Genomic DNA, 15364 nt, shown 5'->3' with positions numbered 1-15364 from the left:
AAGGTTGGTGCGACATGGCTCTGACGTTGGTGGTCGGCAACAAGAACTATTCGTCATGGTCGATGCGGCCGTGGATCGCCTTGAAGGCGGCCGGGATTCCGTTCGACGAGGTGGTTATCCCGCTCTACACCGGCGACGCCGACAAGCAGCGCATCCTCAAGTATTCGCCGGCCGGCAAGGTGCCGATCCTGGTCGATGGCGAAGTGACGGTCTGGGATTCCCTGGCGATCATCGAATACCTCGCCGAGAAATTTCCCGGCAAGGGTTTCTGGCCCTCGGATGCCGGTGCGCGGGCGCATGCGCGGTCGATCTCAGCCGAGATGCATTCCGGATTCATGGCGCTTCGCAACGAGTGCTCGATGAACATTCATCGACCGGTGCACAAGCGCGCGCTTTCCTCCGACGCGAAGGTCAACGCGAACCGGATCCAGGAGATCTGGACCGCTTGCCGGCGGACCTATGGGCGGGGTGGTTCGTTCCTGTTCGGCCCATTCTCGGGCGCGGATGCGATGTACGCGCCGGTGGTGCATCGTTTTCGAACCTACGGTGTCGATGTTGCGGGCGAGGCCGCCGACTACATGAGTGCGATGCAGGCGCATCCGGCGTTTGCCGAGTGGAGTTCCGACGCCCTGAAGGAAACGTGGGTGATCGAGAAGTTCGAGAACGATTAAACCTCACGACTTTGCTCTTCGGCGGAATTTCATTCTCCGGTCAGGGTGTTTGAATCGATGACCTGCATCTAGGAATTATTTCATAAATCTGCTCTCCGGTGCGCCGAGCCGGCTGCCATTCCTGCGCCCCTTCAGGGTGCGACAATCTTGCTCAGTTTGCCTCCCTGAGGGCCCTACCGGGAGAGGTGTTCGAGGAACCCGGAATGACCCGTCTCGGCATTAACTAACATATTGAATTTATGGGAGCTTTTAGCGATCGGAGCAGGCCCGGAAATGCTGGCCAAATTGTGTTCAATCGTGCTATATCGGCGCCCGGGTGGTGTCGCCAGGCGGGCCTTCAATTCTTTGGACCGGCTGGCTTTTTCGCGTATCGCGTGAAGGAGAGGGCGTTGACGCACAAATATAAGGTCGGAGAGACCGTTTATTTCACCGCAAGCAACGTTTCGCGTCCGGCAGCCAGCGGAACCTATGAAGTCATCAGGCTGTTGCCGACCGACGGCGACGATTGCCAGTACCGCATCAAAAGCACGACTGAAGCGTTCGAGCGGGTTGCGAAGGAAAGCCAACTGAAGGCGGCCTGAGCTCGGCCATTGCCCCATTGATGTCGTGTTCGTGACCCACTCTGGACGAAGGGATGGGCGCGACGCAGGGACAGCGCGTCGCTCCGAATTAATGATGCATCGCTCGAGGCGCGCCGGATCGTGTGCGCACATGACTTTCGACGGTTGCAAGAGCAGGGGGCTTTCGCATGCAATGGGCATGGGCAACGACGCTTGACGAGTTGTGGCGTTCGCCAACGCTTCCAATGTGGGCGACGCTGGTCGGGGCCGCCTTCTTCGCGCTGGTGGTGCTGATCGTGTTGCTGCGCGCCGACAAGACCATGGCCAACGGCGCGCTGGCGGTGATCGCGCTACTGGCGATCGGCATCGCCTCGACCGCGACCGTACGGGGTCTCGGAACCTCGGCACGGCCAACCGACGTGCCGGTGGATGCACGCGTGAGCACCCAGCAGGTCGCCGCTTCACCCGCGCTCGCCTGCCTCGACGGGCTGGCCGGCGAAAGCGTCGAGGCCGCCTGCGAGAAAGCCGTGTTCGGCTCTGCGGACACCGCCGCGGCGGCCGTCTCGTATACCGCCGGCCAGATTTCCCGGGTGATTGCCGCCGGCAATTCGCGCTCGCTGACGCCGGAACAGCAGCTTCTTCGACGAACCGTCGAGCGCGATCGCTATGGGCTCGTGGCTCAGGTCGTCGCAGTGCGCGAACGGTGTGCCGCAACGGACTGCCCGCTCTTTCGCATGCTGACCGACGTGGATCAGATCAAGGCAAACATGAACGACCGGCTCTACGACACGCTGGTCGCGCGCTATTCGCCATCCTGGAACAGTGCGGCCGCCGGCCCCGCGGCGCCTAACGCAAATCTGCTGTCCGGCGTCCCAGCCGGTGCGAACACGCCGACCGGCAGGCCGACATCGGTGGATTTTGCAAACTCCGCCGCCATTCCTCCGGTCAGCATCATGGGCTCCGAGCCGTCGGCGCAGGCGGCTGCGCCTGCTCCCACGGCTGCGCCGAAGCACACGACCTCTCCAGCGTCCAAATCGGCCAATGCGCAGGCGCAGGCGAAGCGACCGTCAGCGCCGCCGGCAACTGCGGGTCAGACGCAGGCTCCGGCTGCGGCGGTCGGTCGGCCGCGCGTGGTCGCGCCCGTGCCATTCGTGCCGTCACAACCGGGCGACAAGAACTAGCTTTCGCTTGTGTTCGCGTAAGGTGTGAAGTTCCGCCAGGAACGGCTTTCGTCACGCATGCGCATGCCGTAAATTTCCGCCATGCCGCTTCACCTCATCAAGCTCGCCGTCGGCTGCGACTCGGTCAAGGACCTGCAGGATTGGGTGCGCGAGCGGATGCGTCAGGCGAAGGCGCAGGGGTTGCCCCGTCGCCACATCCATATCACGCGGATGACGCCGAAGCGCGATGAGGAGCTCCTCGGCGGCGGCTCGCTTTACTGGGTGATCAAGGGCCAGATCTCGGCGCGCGAGCGGCTGGTTGGTATCGAGCCTTTCCGCGACAAGGCCGGCATCGGCCGTTGCCGAATCGTCATGGAGCCGAAGGTCGTGCCGGTCACACCCCGGCCGATGCGGGCGTTTCAGGGCTGGCGCTACCTGGCGGCGAACGATGCGCCGCCCGATCTTGGCAAATCCGGCAAAGGCCTTGCCGCCATGCCCGAACCGATGCGCCGCGAACTGCGCGAGCTGGGGCTGCTATAGCCTTCGATCAGGCGCGCATGTTGTCGATCAACCGCGTTCGGCCGATCTTGGCTGCGACCAGCAGCCGAACCGGGCCGTCTTTCATCGACGAGATCGGCATCAGGGCCTCCGCATGCCGCGCCTCGAGGTAGTCGATCGCAAATCCGGCCTCGGTGATTGCTGTGCGTCCCTGTACCAGCGCCGTCTCGACTTCAGCACCGGCACGAAGTTGTGCCGATATCTCCTTCATCGTCCGGTGCAAAATCGGAGCCGTGCGGCGTTCGTCGGCTGACAGGTAGACGTTGCGGGATGACATCGCGAGACCGTCCTTTTCGCGTACGGTCGGAACGCCGATCACCTTGACGCGCATGTCCAGATCCCGCGACATGCGGGTGACCACCTTCAGCTGCTGATAGTCCTTCTCGCCAAAGATCGCAAAATCCGGTCGGCACTGGTTGAACAGTTTGCCGACCACGGTCGCGACCCCGCTGAAGAAGTGGGGGCGATACTTGTCTTCGAGTCCGGCGACGGCCGGGCCATCGACAGCGATGCGCGAGGCATAGTCCTCCGGATACATCACCGCGGCGGTGGGTGCCCAGACCAGGTCCGCGGCAAGCGTTGCGAGCTTGTCGAGATCGGTATTCATTGTGCGCGGGTAGGATGCGAAATCCTCGTGTGGGGCAAACTGCGTCGGGTTAACAAAGATCGAGACCACAACCTTCAGACCGCGCCGCTTTGCATTGCGAACCAGCGTCAGATGCCCGTCATGCAGCGCTCCCATCGTCGGGACGATCGCAACCTTCGCTTTGCGCGCGCGCAGCTGGTCGATCGCGCGGTGCAGCGCGGGGAGGGTGCGGGCGACGGGAGGACGTTTGGGCATCACGGACCTTGAGTTCGTCGGAAGCTTCGGCCTGGAAGCGGCGCGCGGAACCTATCAAAGGCGAGGCTGCGCCGCCAATCATCCGCGTCTGCGAAAAATGAAGGGCGCTTCGCTGCCGCTGTCACAAGCTCCGGCGCGACCTTGGGATTCGCGACCTGGGATTAACGTCGGGCGAGTTCGCATTTCGCTTGACCGGCAACGGCCCCGATTTGATGATGAGAAGGCAGAGGGCTTCGAAGATGTTGGCACAGGCTAGTCCGGGCCAGTCCGGCTCCGCGCATGTCATCGTGCTGGGGAACGAAAAGGGCGGTTCTGGAAAATCCACGACGGCCTTCCATATCGTCATTGCGCTATTGAAGGCCGGTCAGCGCGTTGCCACAGTCGATCTCGACGCCCGGCAGAAGAGCCTCACGCATTACGTCGACAACCGCATCGCATGGGCGCGCCGGACCGGCCTCGCGCTTGAATTGCCGCACCACATCCATATTGCGCTCGGCACCAGCATGCACATCGATGAGAACGAGGTCGCGGAGTTCGAGCAGTTTTCCCAGGCGATCACAGCGGTGGAGCGCGCCTTCGATTTCATCGTCATCGACACGCCCGGCACCGACAGCTATCTGATGCGGCTTGCGCACTCGATGGCCGACACGCTGGTTACCCCGATCAACGACAGCTTCGTCGATTTCGACGTGCTCGGCACCGTCGACCCTGCGACCTACCGCGTAACTGGTGAGAGCCATTACGCCAGGATGGTGCGCGACGCGCGCCGCCATCGCCGTCAGGTCGATGGCGCCTCGACCGACTGGATCGTCGTGCGCAATCGCCTCTCGTCCGTCTCCTCGCGCAACAAGCAATTGATCGCCGAGGGTTTGAACGGGCTCGCCTCGATAGTGGGCTTCCGCGCCGTGGACGGCCTCGCGGAGCGAGTCGTCTATCGAGAGCTGTTTCCGCGCGGACTGACCGCGCTGGACGATTTGACTTCCGAGACGCTGGGCACGCGACCGAACATGGCGCACGTGACCGCGCGCGAGGAGGTGACGAGCCTGTTGCGTCACCTCAAGTTGCCGCTGGACGAGCGCGGCCGCCGCCGCGCTGTTGCCCGTGCCGAATGGTTTGCGCAGGCCGGCAAGCCGCTCGAGACCCACGACATCGTCGAAAATTGAAGCGACCGATCGGGTACCCGCATCGAACGGCTTACCAGGCCTCTAGCCGAGCTTGGTTCTCGAGCGATTGACTTTGTTCCTCAACCTGAACGCGGCTGGAGCCGTTATATTTATATTTTCGGCCGTTGAGGAACTTCACCGAATTTTCACTGTTTTCGCCACGTTACGCGCGGCCGCTGAACTCCCGTGTCGGGAAGGGCGTGCGAGTTCGATTTGCTTTTGAAGTTCGCGCGACGAGGCGCCTGCGCGCCGCAACGTCGAAAGCGAACGCGCAACGAACCGGAGGAAACAATGCACGGCATCATTTATCTCATCGGTCTGATCGTCGTGATCATGGCCATCCTTTCCTTCTTCGGTCTCCGTTAGCGGAGGCCGGCCATGAGCGCCGCAATGGACGATGCTCGCACGCGCACGGTGACCCGTCCGGCCGTCCAATGGGCTGCGGTCTTCGCGGGCGCACTTGCGGCCGCCGCGCTCGCCGTAGTGCTGCACAGCTTCGCCGCGGCGATCGGGCTTGCCGTCAGCTCCACGGCGCCGACCTGGCGCGACGGCTCCACTGCACTCTGGATCTTGTCCGGCATCTATCTCGTGCTGGTTGCACTCGGCTCCTATGGCCTTGGCGGCTATGTCGCGGGTTGGATCCGTTCCTGGTCGAGCGTCGATGACGGCGATGCCGCGGATACGACCAATGGCATACACGGTCTGCTCGTCTGGGCGCTGGCAACGCTGATCACACTATTGATGATCGGCGCCACCGTTCTCGCGGCCTCGCAGCTCGCGGCGCCCTCGGGCGGTAACACGGGTCCCGGCGTCTCGGCCGGCAGCGAAAATCTTATCGCCTACGATGTCGACCGGCTGTTTCGCGCTGACGGCCGTGCTCCGCAGGGCGACGTCGCGCGCGTGCGAAGCGAAGCGGGGCGGATCCTGTTGACCGCGTCGGGGCATTCGGGTGTCAGCAGTGAGGACCGACAATATCTGATCCGGCTGGTGTCGGCGCAAACAGGGTTGGCGGCACCGGAGGCCGAACGCCGCGTCGACGCAACCATCGAGCGCGCGCGTGACAACATCCGTCGCGCGCGGCGGAGCGCCGTCATCGTCGCCTTCATGGCTGGCGCTGCCGCGCTGCTTGGGGCGGCCGCGGCCTGGTTCGCCGCAGGCATCGGCGCTCGGCACGGGCGCGACCCCACCGCCAATTCGATTTGGAGCGAACGTCTATCGTGGCGCTGAGCCGAGACCAGAGCCTTATGCGGATGCTGAATTGCCGGATTGAATTCAAACCGGCTCACGCAAAGGACCAACCGTGAACAGTGCGGGGGCCGCCCCGACGGACCGGCGCGATCAGATGAATTTCACGCCGAACGTTTTGCCGCGCTGCCAGATGATTTCACAGGGGCGTCCGGTTCTGACGTCGCGCGAGAGCGCGAGGCGAAACCGCGCGCTTACCGTGCCAGGCTCGCTTGCGGTGATCTTCGCGCCGTTGTCCGACAGGTCGTGCACCGTGCATGGCCGCGCAGCGAAGTTGCCTTCGAGGATCAACCATCCAGGCTGCTGGATTGACCGTCGCGGCCCGCGCGCCTTTCGTGACGAGGCCATGTGATGTGCTCCCACATCGTTTATGTAAGAATTTTATACGCCAACCGCTTCATGAACTCTTATCTGGGTTGACCAATCGCCGGCCGCAATTGATTTTTCAGGTTCCACACTACGAATGAGGCCTGATCCATGACCTACGGCAGTCGATCCGGCGCTTATCCGCCCGCCTCCAAATGGCTGCACTGGCTCGTTGCCGGCAGCGTGCTGACGATGATCCCGATCGCCATTGCGATGGTGCGTGTGGGAGAGGGGCCATTGCAAAACACGCTCTACACGCTGCACAAGTCATTCGGCATTCTCGTGCTCGGGCTGATGGTTGCCCGGCTGATCAATCGCATCGTGGCCGGGGCGCCTGCGCCCGAACCCGGGCTGGCGCCCTGGCAGCGGGTGGCATCGTCGGCGACGCACGGGCTCCTGTATGTCCTGTTGATCTTGCAGGCGCTCGGCGGCTGGCTGGCGAATTCCGCCTACGGCGCACCGACGCCATTCTTCGGCCTGTACCACCTGCCGAATCTGATGGCCGAGAACAAGGGCTTCGCCGACCAGGTGTTTGCCGTGCACCGCATCGTCGGCTTCGTGATTGCAGGTCTTGCCGCCATACACATCGCCGCCGCCTTCCAGCACTACATCGGCAGCAGGGATCGCGTGATGCAGCGGATGTTACCCCGCGCGCTTGGCGGGGATTGACGGCGGCCCGGGCGCACCGATTGCTGGCACAGACAGAACGAACATGATTTGGTCCCTGCATGACGGAGCCGACCCACGAACAAGTCGACCAGCTCACGCGGGCCTTCGAACGGTTCACGCGCCGATTCAAGGTGGCCGAATCGGCTGCGGCCGCCGACAACGCGCTCAACGCGCTCGACGCTGAGGCCTTAGTTTTTGTCGGCGACAATCCCGGCTGCGGCGTCGGCGAAGTCGCGAGATACCTCAACGTCGCCATGACGACCATGTCCTCCGCCGTTGACCGGCTGACGCGGAGGAGGCTGATCGAGCGTCGCCGGACTGAGGACGATCGCCGGTCGCTGGCGCTGACAGTGACCGACAAAGGCCGTCAGGCCATCGACGATCACATCGCGGCCTATCGCGAGTTGTGCCGCGTCATGCTTCGTTCTCTCGATCCGCGCGAACAAGCCGAACTGATCCGGCTCACGGAAAAGATCGCTGGCTCGTGAATTGAATACTACGAAGTTCGTACTATTTTGATGGCCTTCCTTGGCTCTCGTTCGGGGGCCGCTTCTACACGGAGGCACGATGGCAATCGTCATCAACGGAACGAACTATCCGCTGCCCGACGACCCGCGGGTCTCGCTGCTCGACTTCTTGCGGGAGCGGCTGGGGCTGACGGGCACAAAACTCGGCTGCAACCAGGGCGGCTGCGGAGCTTGCACCGTCATCCTCGATGGCACCCGCGTGCTCTCCTGCCTGACGTTGGCGGTACAGGCAGACGGGCGGGATGTGCTGACGATTGAAGGCCTGGCGAGTGACCAGAGCGGGCTTCATCCGCTGCAGCAGGCCTTCATCGACCATGACGGCCTGCAGTGCGGCTATTGTACGCCCGGGCAGATCTGCTCGGCGGTCGCCATGATCGGAGAGCTACGCCGGGGAGATCCCAGCTACGTGACCGCCGATCTCGTCGAAGGCCCGAAGGGTGGGCTGCGCCAGGAAATACGCGAGCGCATGAGCGGCAATCTGTGCCGATGCGGCGCCCATAACGGGATCGTTGCGGCGATCGAGCAAATGCTGAACGGAGAAGCGCCATGAGGTCCTTCGACTATCGGCGTGCTGCGGATCGGACCGAAGCCTTGTCTATCGCCGGCGAGGGAAGGGCTCGCTATCTTGGTGGCGGCACTAATCTGGTAGACCTGATGCGGCAGAATATCGAAGCGCCTGCTGCGCTGGTCGATGTGTCCCGTCTGCCCGACAGTATCGAGGAGACGCCGACCGGCGGCTTGATCATCGGCGCAGCCGTCAGCAACAGCGTCGTTGCCGTGCATCCTGCCGTACGGACGCAGTACCCGATGCTGTCGCGTGCCTTGCTGGCAGGTGCTTCGGCGCAAATCCGCAACATGGCGACCATCGGCGGCAACATTCTTCAGCGAACCCGCTGCGCGTATTTCTACGACGTCGCCGGATCGCGCTGTAACAAGCGCGAACCGGGCGCCGGCTGCGACGCCATAGATGGTCACAATCGCTATCATGCGATCTTCGGAGCGTCTGAGCGGTGCATCGCCACGCACCCGTCGGACATGTGCGTGGCGCTCGCAGCGCTCGACGCTACGGTTCATCTCCTCGGTCCCGGCGGCGAACGCGAAGTGCGGCTGCTCGATTTCCACCGATTGCCGGGCGAGCATCCGGAGATCGAGACGGTGTTGCGTCCGGGCGAGCTTATCACTGCGATCGAACTCGATCCGAGCGCGGCGGCGGCGAATTCCCGGTACCGCAAGGTCCGTGACCGCTCGAGCTACGCTTTTGCGCTGGTCTCGGTCGCTGCGGGGCTCGAGGTCGTCGGGGGGAGGATCGAAGACGTGCGGATTGCTCTGGGCGGCGTCGCGGCAAAGCCGTGGCGTGCCGTGCGAGCCGAGGGCCTTCTGCGGGGCCAGGCTCCGACGCGGGCGCGTTTCCTTGAAGCCGCTGATGCCGAACTTGCCGCGGCAAAGTCTTTCCACGGCAACGCCTTCAAGGTCGAACTGGCGAAAAGAACCGTCGCCGCTGTGCTCGGCGAACTCACCGGAGCGGACGCATGAGCAAGCTGCAGAACGCTATCGTCGGCGGTGTCCGCACCGCGATGGGCTATGTCCCCGGCAACTGGCTGCCCGGTGGGACGCCGGATCCGCTGATCGAAAGGCGCGTCACCCTCGGCACACAGCAGTCGCGCGTCGACGGGCCGGACAAGGTTCGAGGTGCCGCGCACTTCGCCGCCGAGGTGCCGATGGAGGGATTGCTCTACGCGGCCTGCGTCCATTCGACGATTCCGCGTGGCAGGATCACGGAGCTGGACGTTGCTGCTGCCGAGACAGCGCCTGGTGTTGCCCTTGTCATGACACATCGCAACGCGCCGAAAATGGCGGTGCCGCCGCCGATCGGCCTGACTAATCTCAAGGCCGCAGGCAACAATATCCTGCCAGTGATGCAGGACGCAGAAATCCGCTGGAACGGGCAGACGGTCGCGGTCGTGCTCGCCGAAACACAGGAGCAGGCCGACCTTGCGGCGTCGTTGATCAAGGTAGGCTACGAAGCAGCAGTCGCACGCACGCGGTTCGAGAAGGCCAAAGCCGATGCTCGCACGCCCGACTCGCTGATGATCGAGAAGAACCGTCTGAAGAAAGGCGACGTTGCGGTGGCATTGCAGGCCGCAGCGCGCAGTGTCGATGCCATCTATCGTACACCCTGGCATAATCACACACCGATCGAGCCCAACGCTGCGACGATTGCCTGGAAGGGCGATCGGCTGACCGTTCACGATGCGACACAGATGCTGAATGGCACCGCTGGCTCACTCGCCAAGGTCTTCGGCATCAAGGAATCGCAGGTATATGTCAGCTCGCCCTTCGTCGGCGGCGGGTTCGGCGGCAAGGCGCTCTGGGATCATCAGATTCTGGGGGCCGCCGCAGCCAAGCTCGCTGGCCGGCCGGTGCGTATCGCGCTGTCGAGAGCGAGCATGGTCCGCCTGATCGGCGGCCGTTCGCCAACCGAACAACGTGTTGCTCTCGCCGCTGCCGCGGACGGCCGGCTCAAGGGGCTGCTGCACCATGGTTTTTCGGTGAAGCCACCGCACAGCGCCTGCGACGAGGCCTTCACTCTCACGAGCCGATCGCTCTACGCGTCGGAGAGCTTCGATGTCGTCCAGCATACAATCGATCTCGACGTGCTGGCGAACACGTTCATGCGCGCTCCCGGAGAGGCGCCAGGCACCTTTGCACTCGAAAGTGCGATGGACGAGCTGGCGCATGAGCTCGGAATGGATCCGATCGAGCTCAGGCGACGCAACGTGCCCGATCGCAATCCGGTCAGCGGCGCGCCGCACTCTCAAAGCGATGTGATGCTCGCCTACGACCTCGGCGCGAAGCGGTTCGGATGGGATCGGCGTGCAGCAGCACCGCGCTCGCGTCGGGAGGGCGAATGGCTCATTGGCATGGGCTGTGCGACCGGCTCGTTCCCGTACGCGCGGATGCCCGGCATGACGGTCCGGATCACCCTCGACGGCAGCGGTCATGCGACCGTGTCCAGCGCCGCTCACGAAATGGGAATGGGGACCGCGACGGTGCAGCGACAGCATACGGCGGATCGCCTCGGCCTTCCGCTTGAGAGTGTCACAGTCACGATCGGGGATACCAGTCTGCCCTTCGGCAGTTTCGCCGGCGGTTCGTCGCAGACCGCTTCGCTCGGGGCGGCCATCAACGCGGCGAGCGGGAAACTGGCCGTCGAACTGTTGCGCCTCGCCGGCAACGATACGCCTCTTGCCGGTTTGAGGCCGGCCGAGATCGAATTCGTCAACGGCGGCCTGCGAAAGATCGGCGAGCCGTCACGGTACGAAAGCTTCGTGTCGATCCTGAAGCGCGCGGCACGCGACCAGATCAGCGTGACCGGCGTGAGCAGCGCGCCGCTCGAGATGCTCAAATTCTCGATGCACAGCAGATCGGCGATCTTTTGCGAGCTCCTCGTCAGCGATGTGACCGGCGAGGTCCGCGTCGACCGCCTTGTCGGTTGTTTTGATTGCGGCCGCATTCTCAACCCCAAGACCGCTGCGAGCCAATTCCGGGGCGGCATGATCATGGGAATCGGTATGGCTTTGACCGAGGAGGCCTTGTTCGATGAGCGCACCGGGCGGGTCATGAGCGCCTCGATTGCGGACTACCATGTGCCGGCGCATCTCGACGTGCCGGATATCGACATCCTGTGGACCGACATTCCTGATCCCCGAACCCCCATGGGCGCGCGCGGCATCGGCGAAATCGGCATCACCGGGGTCGCAGCCGCGATAGCCAATGCAGCGTTCAACGCCACCGGCAAGCGTGTCCGGGAGTTGCCACTGACGCCTGACAAGTTCCTGTTTGCTTGAGCTCTTGGTATGTCGCGCTGGCGGCGCGGACCGGGAATGCCCATCTTAAGGTGCCGCAGCTGTCGGGACAGCGCTCCCACATATGCGTGAAACGGAAGTGTGCCCATGACGCGCGATGACCGGAAGACGCCTGCGTCGGCGCCGGACAAGGCGCCGACGGTGCAGTCGTCGTCCGCAGATATCTCGAACTTCCTGTCGCAGGTGAAAGCTCTCGGTCCCGCAGGCAACGGCGCATCGGGCAAGCTGATCTTTGCGCTGGATGCGACGCTGAGCCGTCAGCCCACCTGGGATATGGCCTTGAGCCTGCAGGCGGACATGTTCAAGGAGGCAGGCCGCGTCGGCAAGCTGGCGATGCGGCTGATCTATTACCGCGGGTTCAACGAATGCCGAGCGACCGGCTGGATCACCGATACGGCGCAGCTCGCAGCACTGATGGGCCGCATTGCGTGTGTCGGCGGCAAGACGCAGATCGGCCGGATTCTCGCCGACGCCCGGCGGGAGGCGTCGGCGTCCGGTGTGCGCGCACTGGTGTTCGTCGGCGACGCAATGGAAGAAGATATCGACGATCTCTGCGCCCGAGCTGGTGAACTGGGCCTCCTGAAAGTGCCTTGCTTCATGTTCCAGGAGGGCCACGATGCAGATGCGGAGCGTGCTTTCCGCGAGATCGCGCGGTTGACCGGCGGCGCATGGTGTCGCTTCGATCCCGGCTCGGCCGCGCAATTGCGCGAACTGTTGCGAGCCGCGGCGGCCTACGCCGCCGGCGGCCGTGAGGCGCTGAAGCAGCTTTCGTCGGCATCTCCGGGCGCATCGCTGCTGCTGGGGCAGATGCGGTAGGGCCACGTGTCCGCGCGCCGCTGCAGCGAGGAAAAATTCGAATGTCGCCGGCCGCGCTTCATGCGCGCCGGCCACTACCTTCGCCTTAACTCTGCGCTTACATTCGCGGCATGGCTCTCATCGCAGGCATTGTTGCCGTCGTCACCCTGTACCTGTTGTTGCAGGTGCTGCGCACCGCCAATCCGGCGGTGCTGGCGCGAGGCATGAAGATCGGCGGGGGTATCGTCTCGCTCGCCATCGCAGCGTTCATCGGCATACGCGGTGAACTTGCGGTTGCGATTCCGCTCGGCATTTTCGGCGCCGGCCTGCTTGGCTGGACGCCGTTCGGGACCGGCGGATTCAGTATTCCGGGTTGGGGGTCTCAGCGTTCGCGCGGCCAGACGTCGCGTGTGCGCTCGGCCTTCCTCGACATGACGCTCGATCACGATAGCGGCAACCTGCGCGGCCAGATCATCGCCGGTGAGCACGCCGGGCATTCGCTCGACGAATTCGACCTGCGTCAGCTAGTTGCGATCGGCTCGGCGTTCGACGCCGAAAGCCTGGCGCTTCTGGAAAGCTATCTTGACCGCCGGTTTCCCGCCTGGCGTGAGAACGCGCAAGGCGAACGGGCAGGGGGGCAGCGCGGCAATGTCGGCAGTGCGGCGTCCGGGAAAATGACGGAGCAGGAGGCCTATCAGATCCTTGGCCTGCAGGCGGGGGCGTCGGCGGACGACATCGGCCGGGCGCACCGCTCCCTCATGAAGAAACTCCATCCCGACCAAGGGGGCTCGACGTACCTCGCCTCGCGGGTAAACGAGGCCAAGGACACCCTTCTTCGACGCCATCGCAACTAACTCCGCACGCATAAGCAACGCTACGCGAGCGATCCTGTGCCCTGTCTTGACGCGCCTGTGACCTCGTTCCGGGTCTCATACGGCCCGGTTTCCGGGCTCGATGGCTCCAACGTTAGACAGCGATGGTTAGTATTTCATTGCGAAACAAGGTAAATCCGACCGCTTCAACGTCTTGCAGGCCGCTTCCGCCTTGTCCTTGTCGACGAAGCCAGCGAAGCGGGCGCGATAGAACTGCTTGTCGCCCTTGGCGACGGCTTCGGTAAAGGGCTCAGCCTTGCCGAGGATGGTGCGGGCGTGGTCGCGGGCTTCGCTCAAGCGACTCTTCGCTTCGGCTTCGCTTTCGAGCGCGCCGACCTGAATGATCCAGCTTCCGGGGCGAATGGAGGGCTTGTGCGCGTCGATCTGCGATTGCGCAGGTGCTGCTGCGACGGCGGCCACCGTCGTTCCGGCCCGTGCGGCCGGCTCGGCATAAGCCATGGCACTGGCGGGTAGCGTGCCCAGGATGCCCTGACCCTTGCCGTGATGCGGCGCGAGTGGAGCAAGGTCGGATTTTGCAACGGCGTTGCTCTGCGGGGGTTCGACCGCGCTGGCGACCTGCGACGGCGAGGGCTGCGGGACGATCTGCGTCGCGCCGGCGCTTGCGACCTTCAACGTGCCGGCCTTCACCTGCAGGGTCCTCACACGCACCGGTGTCATTGGCTCGGTCGAGCCAGGGATTGGCGCCAGCGCCTGGGCGGCCACGACGCCGTTGGTGAGCGGCGCCATCCGCTGCTGCCGCGTGGCGGGGGTCGTTGCTGCGATTGGTTCGGCGCTGCCGGCGGCTGCGACCTGAACTGGCGCGAAGTCGCGGCGGGCGGGGTTGCCTTCGCCATCGAAGTCGCTTGCAGCATTCGGTTTCAGCTCAACGGTCTTTCTATCTGCCGACCTGATCTCAGATCGGGCGGACGTACCGCTCGGCTGTGCAACAGCAGTGGCGGAGGGCCCATTCTCCGTAATCGCGGCGACGGTACGCTTGGTTGCGCCACGCTCCAGATTCTCGGCGATCAGGTTGCGCATGATGGAGTCGCGCGAACCGCCGGAACGGCCGCCGAGCACGACCGCAACGAGATAGCGGTTGCCGCGCTTGATCGAGGTGACGAGGTTGAACCCGGACGCGCGGGTAAAGCCCGTCTTGATCCCGTCAACGCCTTCGACCCGACCAAGCAGCTTGTTGTGATTGCGGATCGCCTTGCCGCGATAATAGAAGCTGTTCGTCGCGAAATAGCGATAGTAGCGCGGGAAGCGGTCCTGGATCGCGCGGCCGAGCAGCGCCTGATCGCGTGCCGTCGTGACCTGGTCCTCATCGGGCAGGCCGTTCGCGTTGCGATAGGTGGTTCGGTTCATGCCAAGCGCGCGCGCCTTGCGCGTCATCTGTCTGGCGAATTCTTCCTCACTGCCAGCGACTGCCTCGGCAATCACGACAGCTGCGTCGTTGGCCGAGCGCGTGACGAGGCCCTTGATCGCGTCCTCGACCTTCAGCTGCTCGCCTTCGCGCAAGCCGAGCTTGGTCGGCGCCTGAACGGCCGCATGCTCCGAGACAGGCATCATCGTGTCGAGCTTCATCCTGCCGGACTCGATCTGCTCGAACAGTAGATAAAGTGTCATGACCTTGGTCAACGAAGCGGGAAAACGCTGGGCGTCAGCGTTGTTCGCCTGCAGCGTCGCGCCGGAATTCGCGTCGACCACGATCGTGGAAAAGGGCGGCGCGTAGGCGACGCGCGCGACGTGCGTGCGCTTGCCGCCGCGCTTGCGCTTGGCTTCAGCAAAGTCGCTGGTAAACATTGTGGCCGACACCGCAGTGATCAGGCCAAGCACGAAAAGACGACGACCGCGAGAGGACGCGGCGATTGCGCGGAACATGAACTTCCCGTCCCCTAGTTTTTCCCTGCCGCTCACGGCACCGTGACCCTCGTTGAGCAGCATTCGAAAGGCCATTTTGTGTCCATCGGCCAGGGGGTGGACGTCAGGTGAACACCCGGTTGATGGGTTCCGCCTAACGAGCTGTCCTGGCTCGATTTTCCGGCTTTTGGCCGCACAAAAACGTACGGCA

The 15364-nt window shown here is 63.9% G+C and carries 16 protein-coding genes; 13 read left to right on the top strand and 3 right to left on the bottom strand.

Going from position 1 to position 15364, the window contains the following annotated elements:
- The first annotated feature begins 14 nt into the window (after positions 1–14).
- From RCO31_RS01245 to RCO31_RS01230, 4 genes are all read left to right on the top strand, one after another.
- Complete coding sequence (locus tag RCO31_RS01245) at positions 15–671, top strand: glutathione S-transferase family protein (RefSeq protein WP_308966352.1); 657 nt, start codon at positions 15–17, stop codon at positions 669–671.
- A gap of 389 nt (positions 672–1060) precedes the next feature.
- Entirely contained in the window at positions 1061–1252 is a 192-nt protein-coding gene (locus RCO31_RS01240; protein WP_308966351.1) for a hypothetical protein, read from the top strand.
- A gap of 167 nt (positions 1253–1419) precedes the next feature.
- Positions 1420–2412: a hypothetical protein gene (locus tag RCO31_RS01235; RefSeq protein WP_308966350.1), complete on the top strand. Its 993-nt coding sequence runs from the start codon at positions 1420–1422 to the stop codon at positions 2410–2412.
- Between the two features lie 81 nt (positions 2413–2493).
- On the top strand, positions 2494–2931 hold the full coding sequence (locus tag RCO31_RS01230) for a DUF1489 domain-containing protein (protein WP_308966348.1): 438 nt from the start codon (positions 2494–2496) through the stop codon (positions 2929–2931).
- Between the two features lie 7 nt (positions 2932–2938).
- Here the strand turns inward: RCO31_RS01230 and panC are convergent, their stop codons facing one another.
- Positions 2939–3790, bottom strand: coding sequence for a pantoate--beta-alanine ligase (panC, locus tag RCO31_RS01225; RefSeq protein ID WP_308966346.1), 852 nt, complete (start codon positions 3788–3790; stop codon positions 2939–2941).
- Positions 3791–4029: 239 nt separating this feature from the next.
- Here panC and RCO31_RS01220 point away from each other — a divergent pair, with 239 nt between their 5' ends.
- Together RCO31_RS01220 and RCO31_RS01215 are read left to right on the top strand one after the other, a co-directional pair.
- A complete protein-coding gene (locus RCO31_RS01220; RefSeq protein ID WP_308966345.1) occupies positions 4030–4953 on the top strand; it encodes a division plane positioning ATPase MipZ in 924 nt (307 codons plus the stop codon).
- Between the two features lie 378 nt (positions 4954–5331).
- Positions 5332–6180 (top strand): hypothetical protein, encoded by an 849-nt coding sequence (locus RCO31_RS01215; RefSeq protein WP_308966344.1) that lies wholly within the window; start codon positions 5332–5334, stop codon positions 6178–6180.
- A gap of 111 nt (positions 6181–6291) precedes the next feature.
- On the opposite strand, the gene RCO31_RS01210 is transcribed toward RCO31_RS01215, so the two are convergent.
- A complete protein-coding gene (locus tag RCO31_RS01210; protein ID WP_308966343.1) occupies positions 6292–6546 on the bottom strand; it encodes a PilZ domain-containing protein in 255 nt (84 codons plus the stop codon).
- A 129-nt stretch (positions 6547–6675) separates the two neighbouring features.
- On the opposite strand from RCO31_RS01210, the gene RCO31_RS01205 reads away from it, so the two are divergent.
- The 7 genes from RCO31_RS01205 (at position 6676) to RCO31_RS01175 (ending at position 13275) form a co-directional block, all read left to right on the top strand.
- Entirely contained in the window at positions 6676–7233 is a 558-nt protein-coding gene (locus tag RCO31_RS01205) for a cytochrome b (RefSeq protein WP_308966342.1), read from the top strand.
- Between the two features lie 59 nt (positions 7234–7292).
- Complete coding sequence (locus RCO31_RS01200; protein WP_308966341.1) at positions 7293–7721, top strand: MarR family winged helix-turn-helix transcriptional regulator; 429 nt, start codon at positions 7293–7295, stop codon at positions 7719–7721.
- A 79-nt stretch (positions 7722–7800) separates the two neighbouring features.
- Complete coding sequence (locus RCO31_RS01195; RefSeq protein ID WP_308966340.1) at positions 7801–8310, top strand: 2Fe-2S iron-sulfur cluster-binding protein; 510 nt, start codon at positions 7801–7803, stop codon at positions 8308–8310.
- Positions 8307–9293: a xanthine dehydrogenase family protein subunit M gene (locus RCO31_RS01190; protein WP_308966339.1), complete on the top strand. Its 987-nt coding sequence runs from the start codon at positions 8307–8309 to the stop codon at positions 9291–9293. The genes RCO31_RS01195 and RCO31_RS01190 overlap by 4 nt, the downstream gene beginning before the upstream one ends.
- A gap of 41 nt (positions 9294–9334) precedes the next feature.
- Complete coding sequence (locus RCO31_RS01185; RefSeq protein WP_374991404.1) at positions 9335–11608, top strand: xanthine dehydrogenase family protein molybdopterin-binding subunit; 2274 nt, start codon at positions 9335–9337, stop codon at positions 11606–11608.
- Positions 11609–11713: 105 nt separating this feature from the next.
- Complete coding sequence (locus RCO31_RS01180) at positions 11714–12442, top strand: VWA domain-containing protein (protein WP_308966337.1); 729 nt, start codon at positions 11714–11716, stop codon at positions 12440–12442.
- A 110-nt stretch (positions 12443–12552) separates the two neighbouring features.
- A complete protein-coding gene (locus RCO31_RS01175; protein WP_308966336.1) occupies positions 12553–13275 on the top strand; it encodes a DnaJ domain-containing protein in 723 nt (240 codons plus the stop codon).
- 126 nt (positions 13276–13401) lie between these two features.
- On the opposite strand, the gene RCO31_RS01170 is transcribed toward RCO31_RS01175, so the two are convergent.
- Positions 13402–15174: a serine hydrolase gene (locus RCO31_RS01170; RefSeq protein ID WP_308966335.1), complete on the bottom strand. Its 1773-nt coding sequence runs from the start codon at positions 15172–15174 to the stop codon at positions 13402–13404.
- Positions 15175–15364 lie beyond the last annotated feature (190 nt).

The sequence above is a fragment of the Bradyrhizobium sp. LHD-71 genome (genome assembly GCF_031157255.1).
GTDB lineage: Bacteria > Pseudomonadota > Alphaproteobacteria > Rhizobiales > Xanthobacteraceae > P52-10.
This window is presented reverse-complemented; position numbering and strand designations above follow the sequence as displayed.

Coding starts and splice junctions, on each gene's coding strand:
- RCO31_RS01190 (WP_308966339.1), top strand. CDS start 8,307: ATGAGGTCCTTCGACTATCGGCGTGCTGCGGATCGGACCGAAGCCTTG.
- RCO31_RS01175 (WP_308966336.1), top strand. CDS start 12,553: ATGGCTCTCATCGCAGGCATTGTTGCCGTCGTCACCCTGTACCTGTTG.
- RCO31_RS01230 (WP_308966348.1), top strand. CDS start 2,494: ATGCCGCTTCACCTCATCAAGCTCGCCGTCGGCTGCGACTCGGTCAAG.
- RCO31_RS01245 (WP_308966352.1), top strand. CDS start 15: ATGGCTCTGACGTTGGTGGTCGGCAACAAGAACTATTCGTCATGGTCG.
- RCO31_RS01200 (WP_308966341.1), top strand. CDS start 7,293: ATGACGGAGCCGACCCACGAACAAGTCGACCAGCTCACGCGGGCCTTC.
- RCO31_RS01235 (WP_308966350.1), top strand. CDS start 1,420: ATGCAATGGGCATGGGCAACGACGCTTGACGAGTTGTGGCGTTCGCCA.
- RCO31_RS01215 (WP_308966344.1), top strand. CDS start 5,332: ATGAGCGCCGCAATGGACGATGCTCGCACGCGCACGGTGACCCGTCCG.
- RCO31_RS01205 (WP_308966342.1), top strand. CDS start 6,676: ATGACCTACGGCAGTCGATCCGGCGCTTATCCGCCCGCCTCCAAATGG.
- RCO31_RS01210 (WP_308966343.1), bottom strand. CDS start 6,546: ATGGCCTCGTCACGAAAGGCGCGCGGGCCGCGACGGTCAATCCAGCAG.
- RCO31_RS01180 (WP_308966337.1), top strand. CDS start 11,714: ATGACGCGCGATGACCGGAAGACGCCTGCGTCGGCGCCGGACAAGGCG.
- RCO31_RS01185 (WP_374991404.1), top strand. CDS start 9,335: ATGGGCTATGTCCCCGGCAACTGGCTGCCCGGTGGGACGCCGGATCCG.
- RCO31_RS01195 (WP_308966340.1), top strand. CDS start 7,801: ATGGCAATCGTCATCAACGGAACGAACTATCCGCTGCCCGACGACCCG.
- RCO31_RS01170 (WP_308966335.1), bottom strand. CDS start 15,174: ATGTTCCGCGCAATCGCCGCGTCCTCTCGCGGTCGTCGTCTTTTCGTG.
- panC (WP_308966346.1), bottom strand. CDS start 3,790: ATGCCCAAACGTCCTCCCGTCGCCCGCACCCTCCCCGCGCTGCACCGC.
- RCO31_RS01220 (WP_308966345.1), top strand. CDS start 4,030: ATGTTGGCACAGGCTAGTCCGGGCCAGTCCGGCTCCGCGCATGTCATC.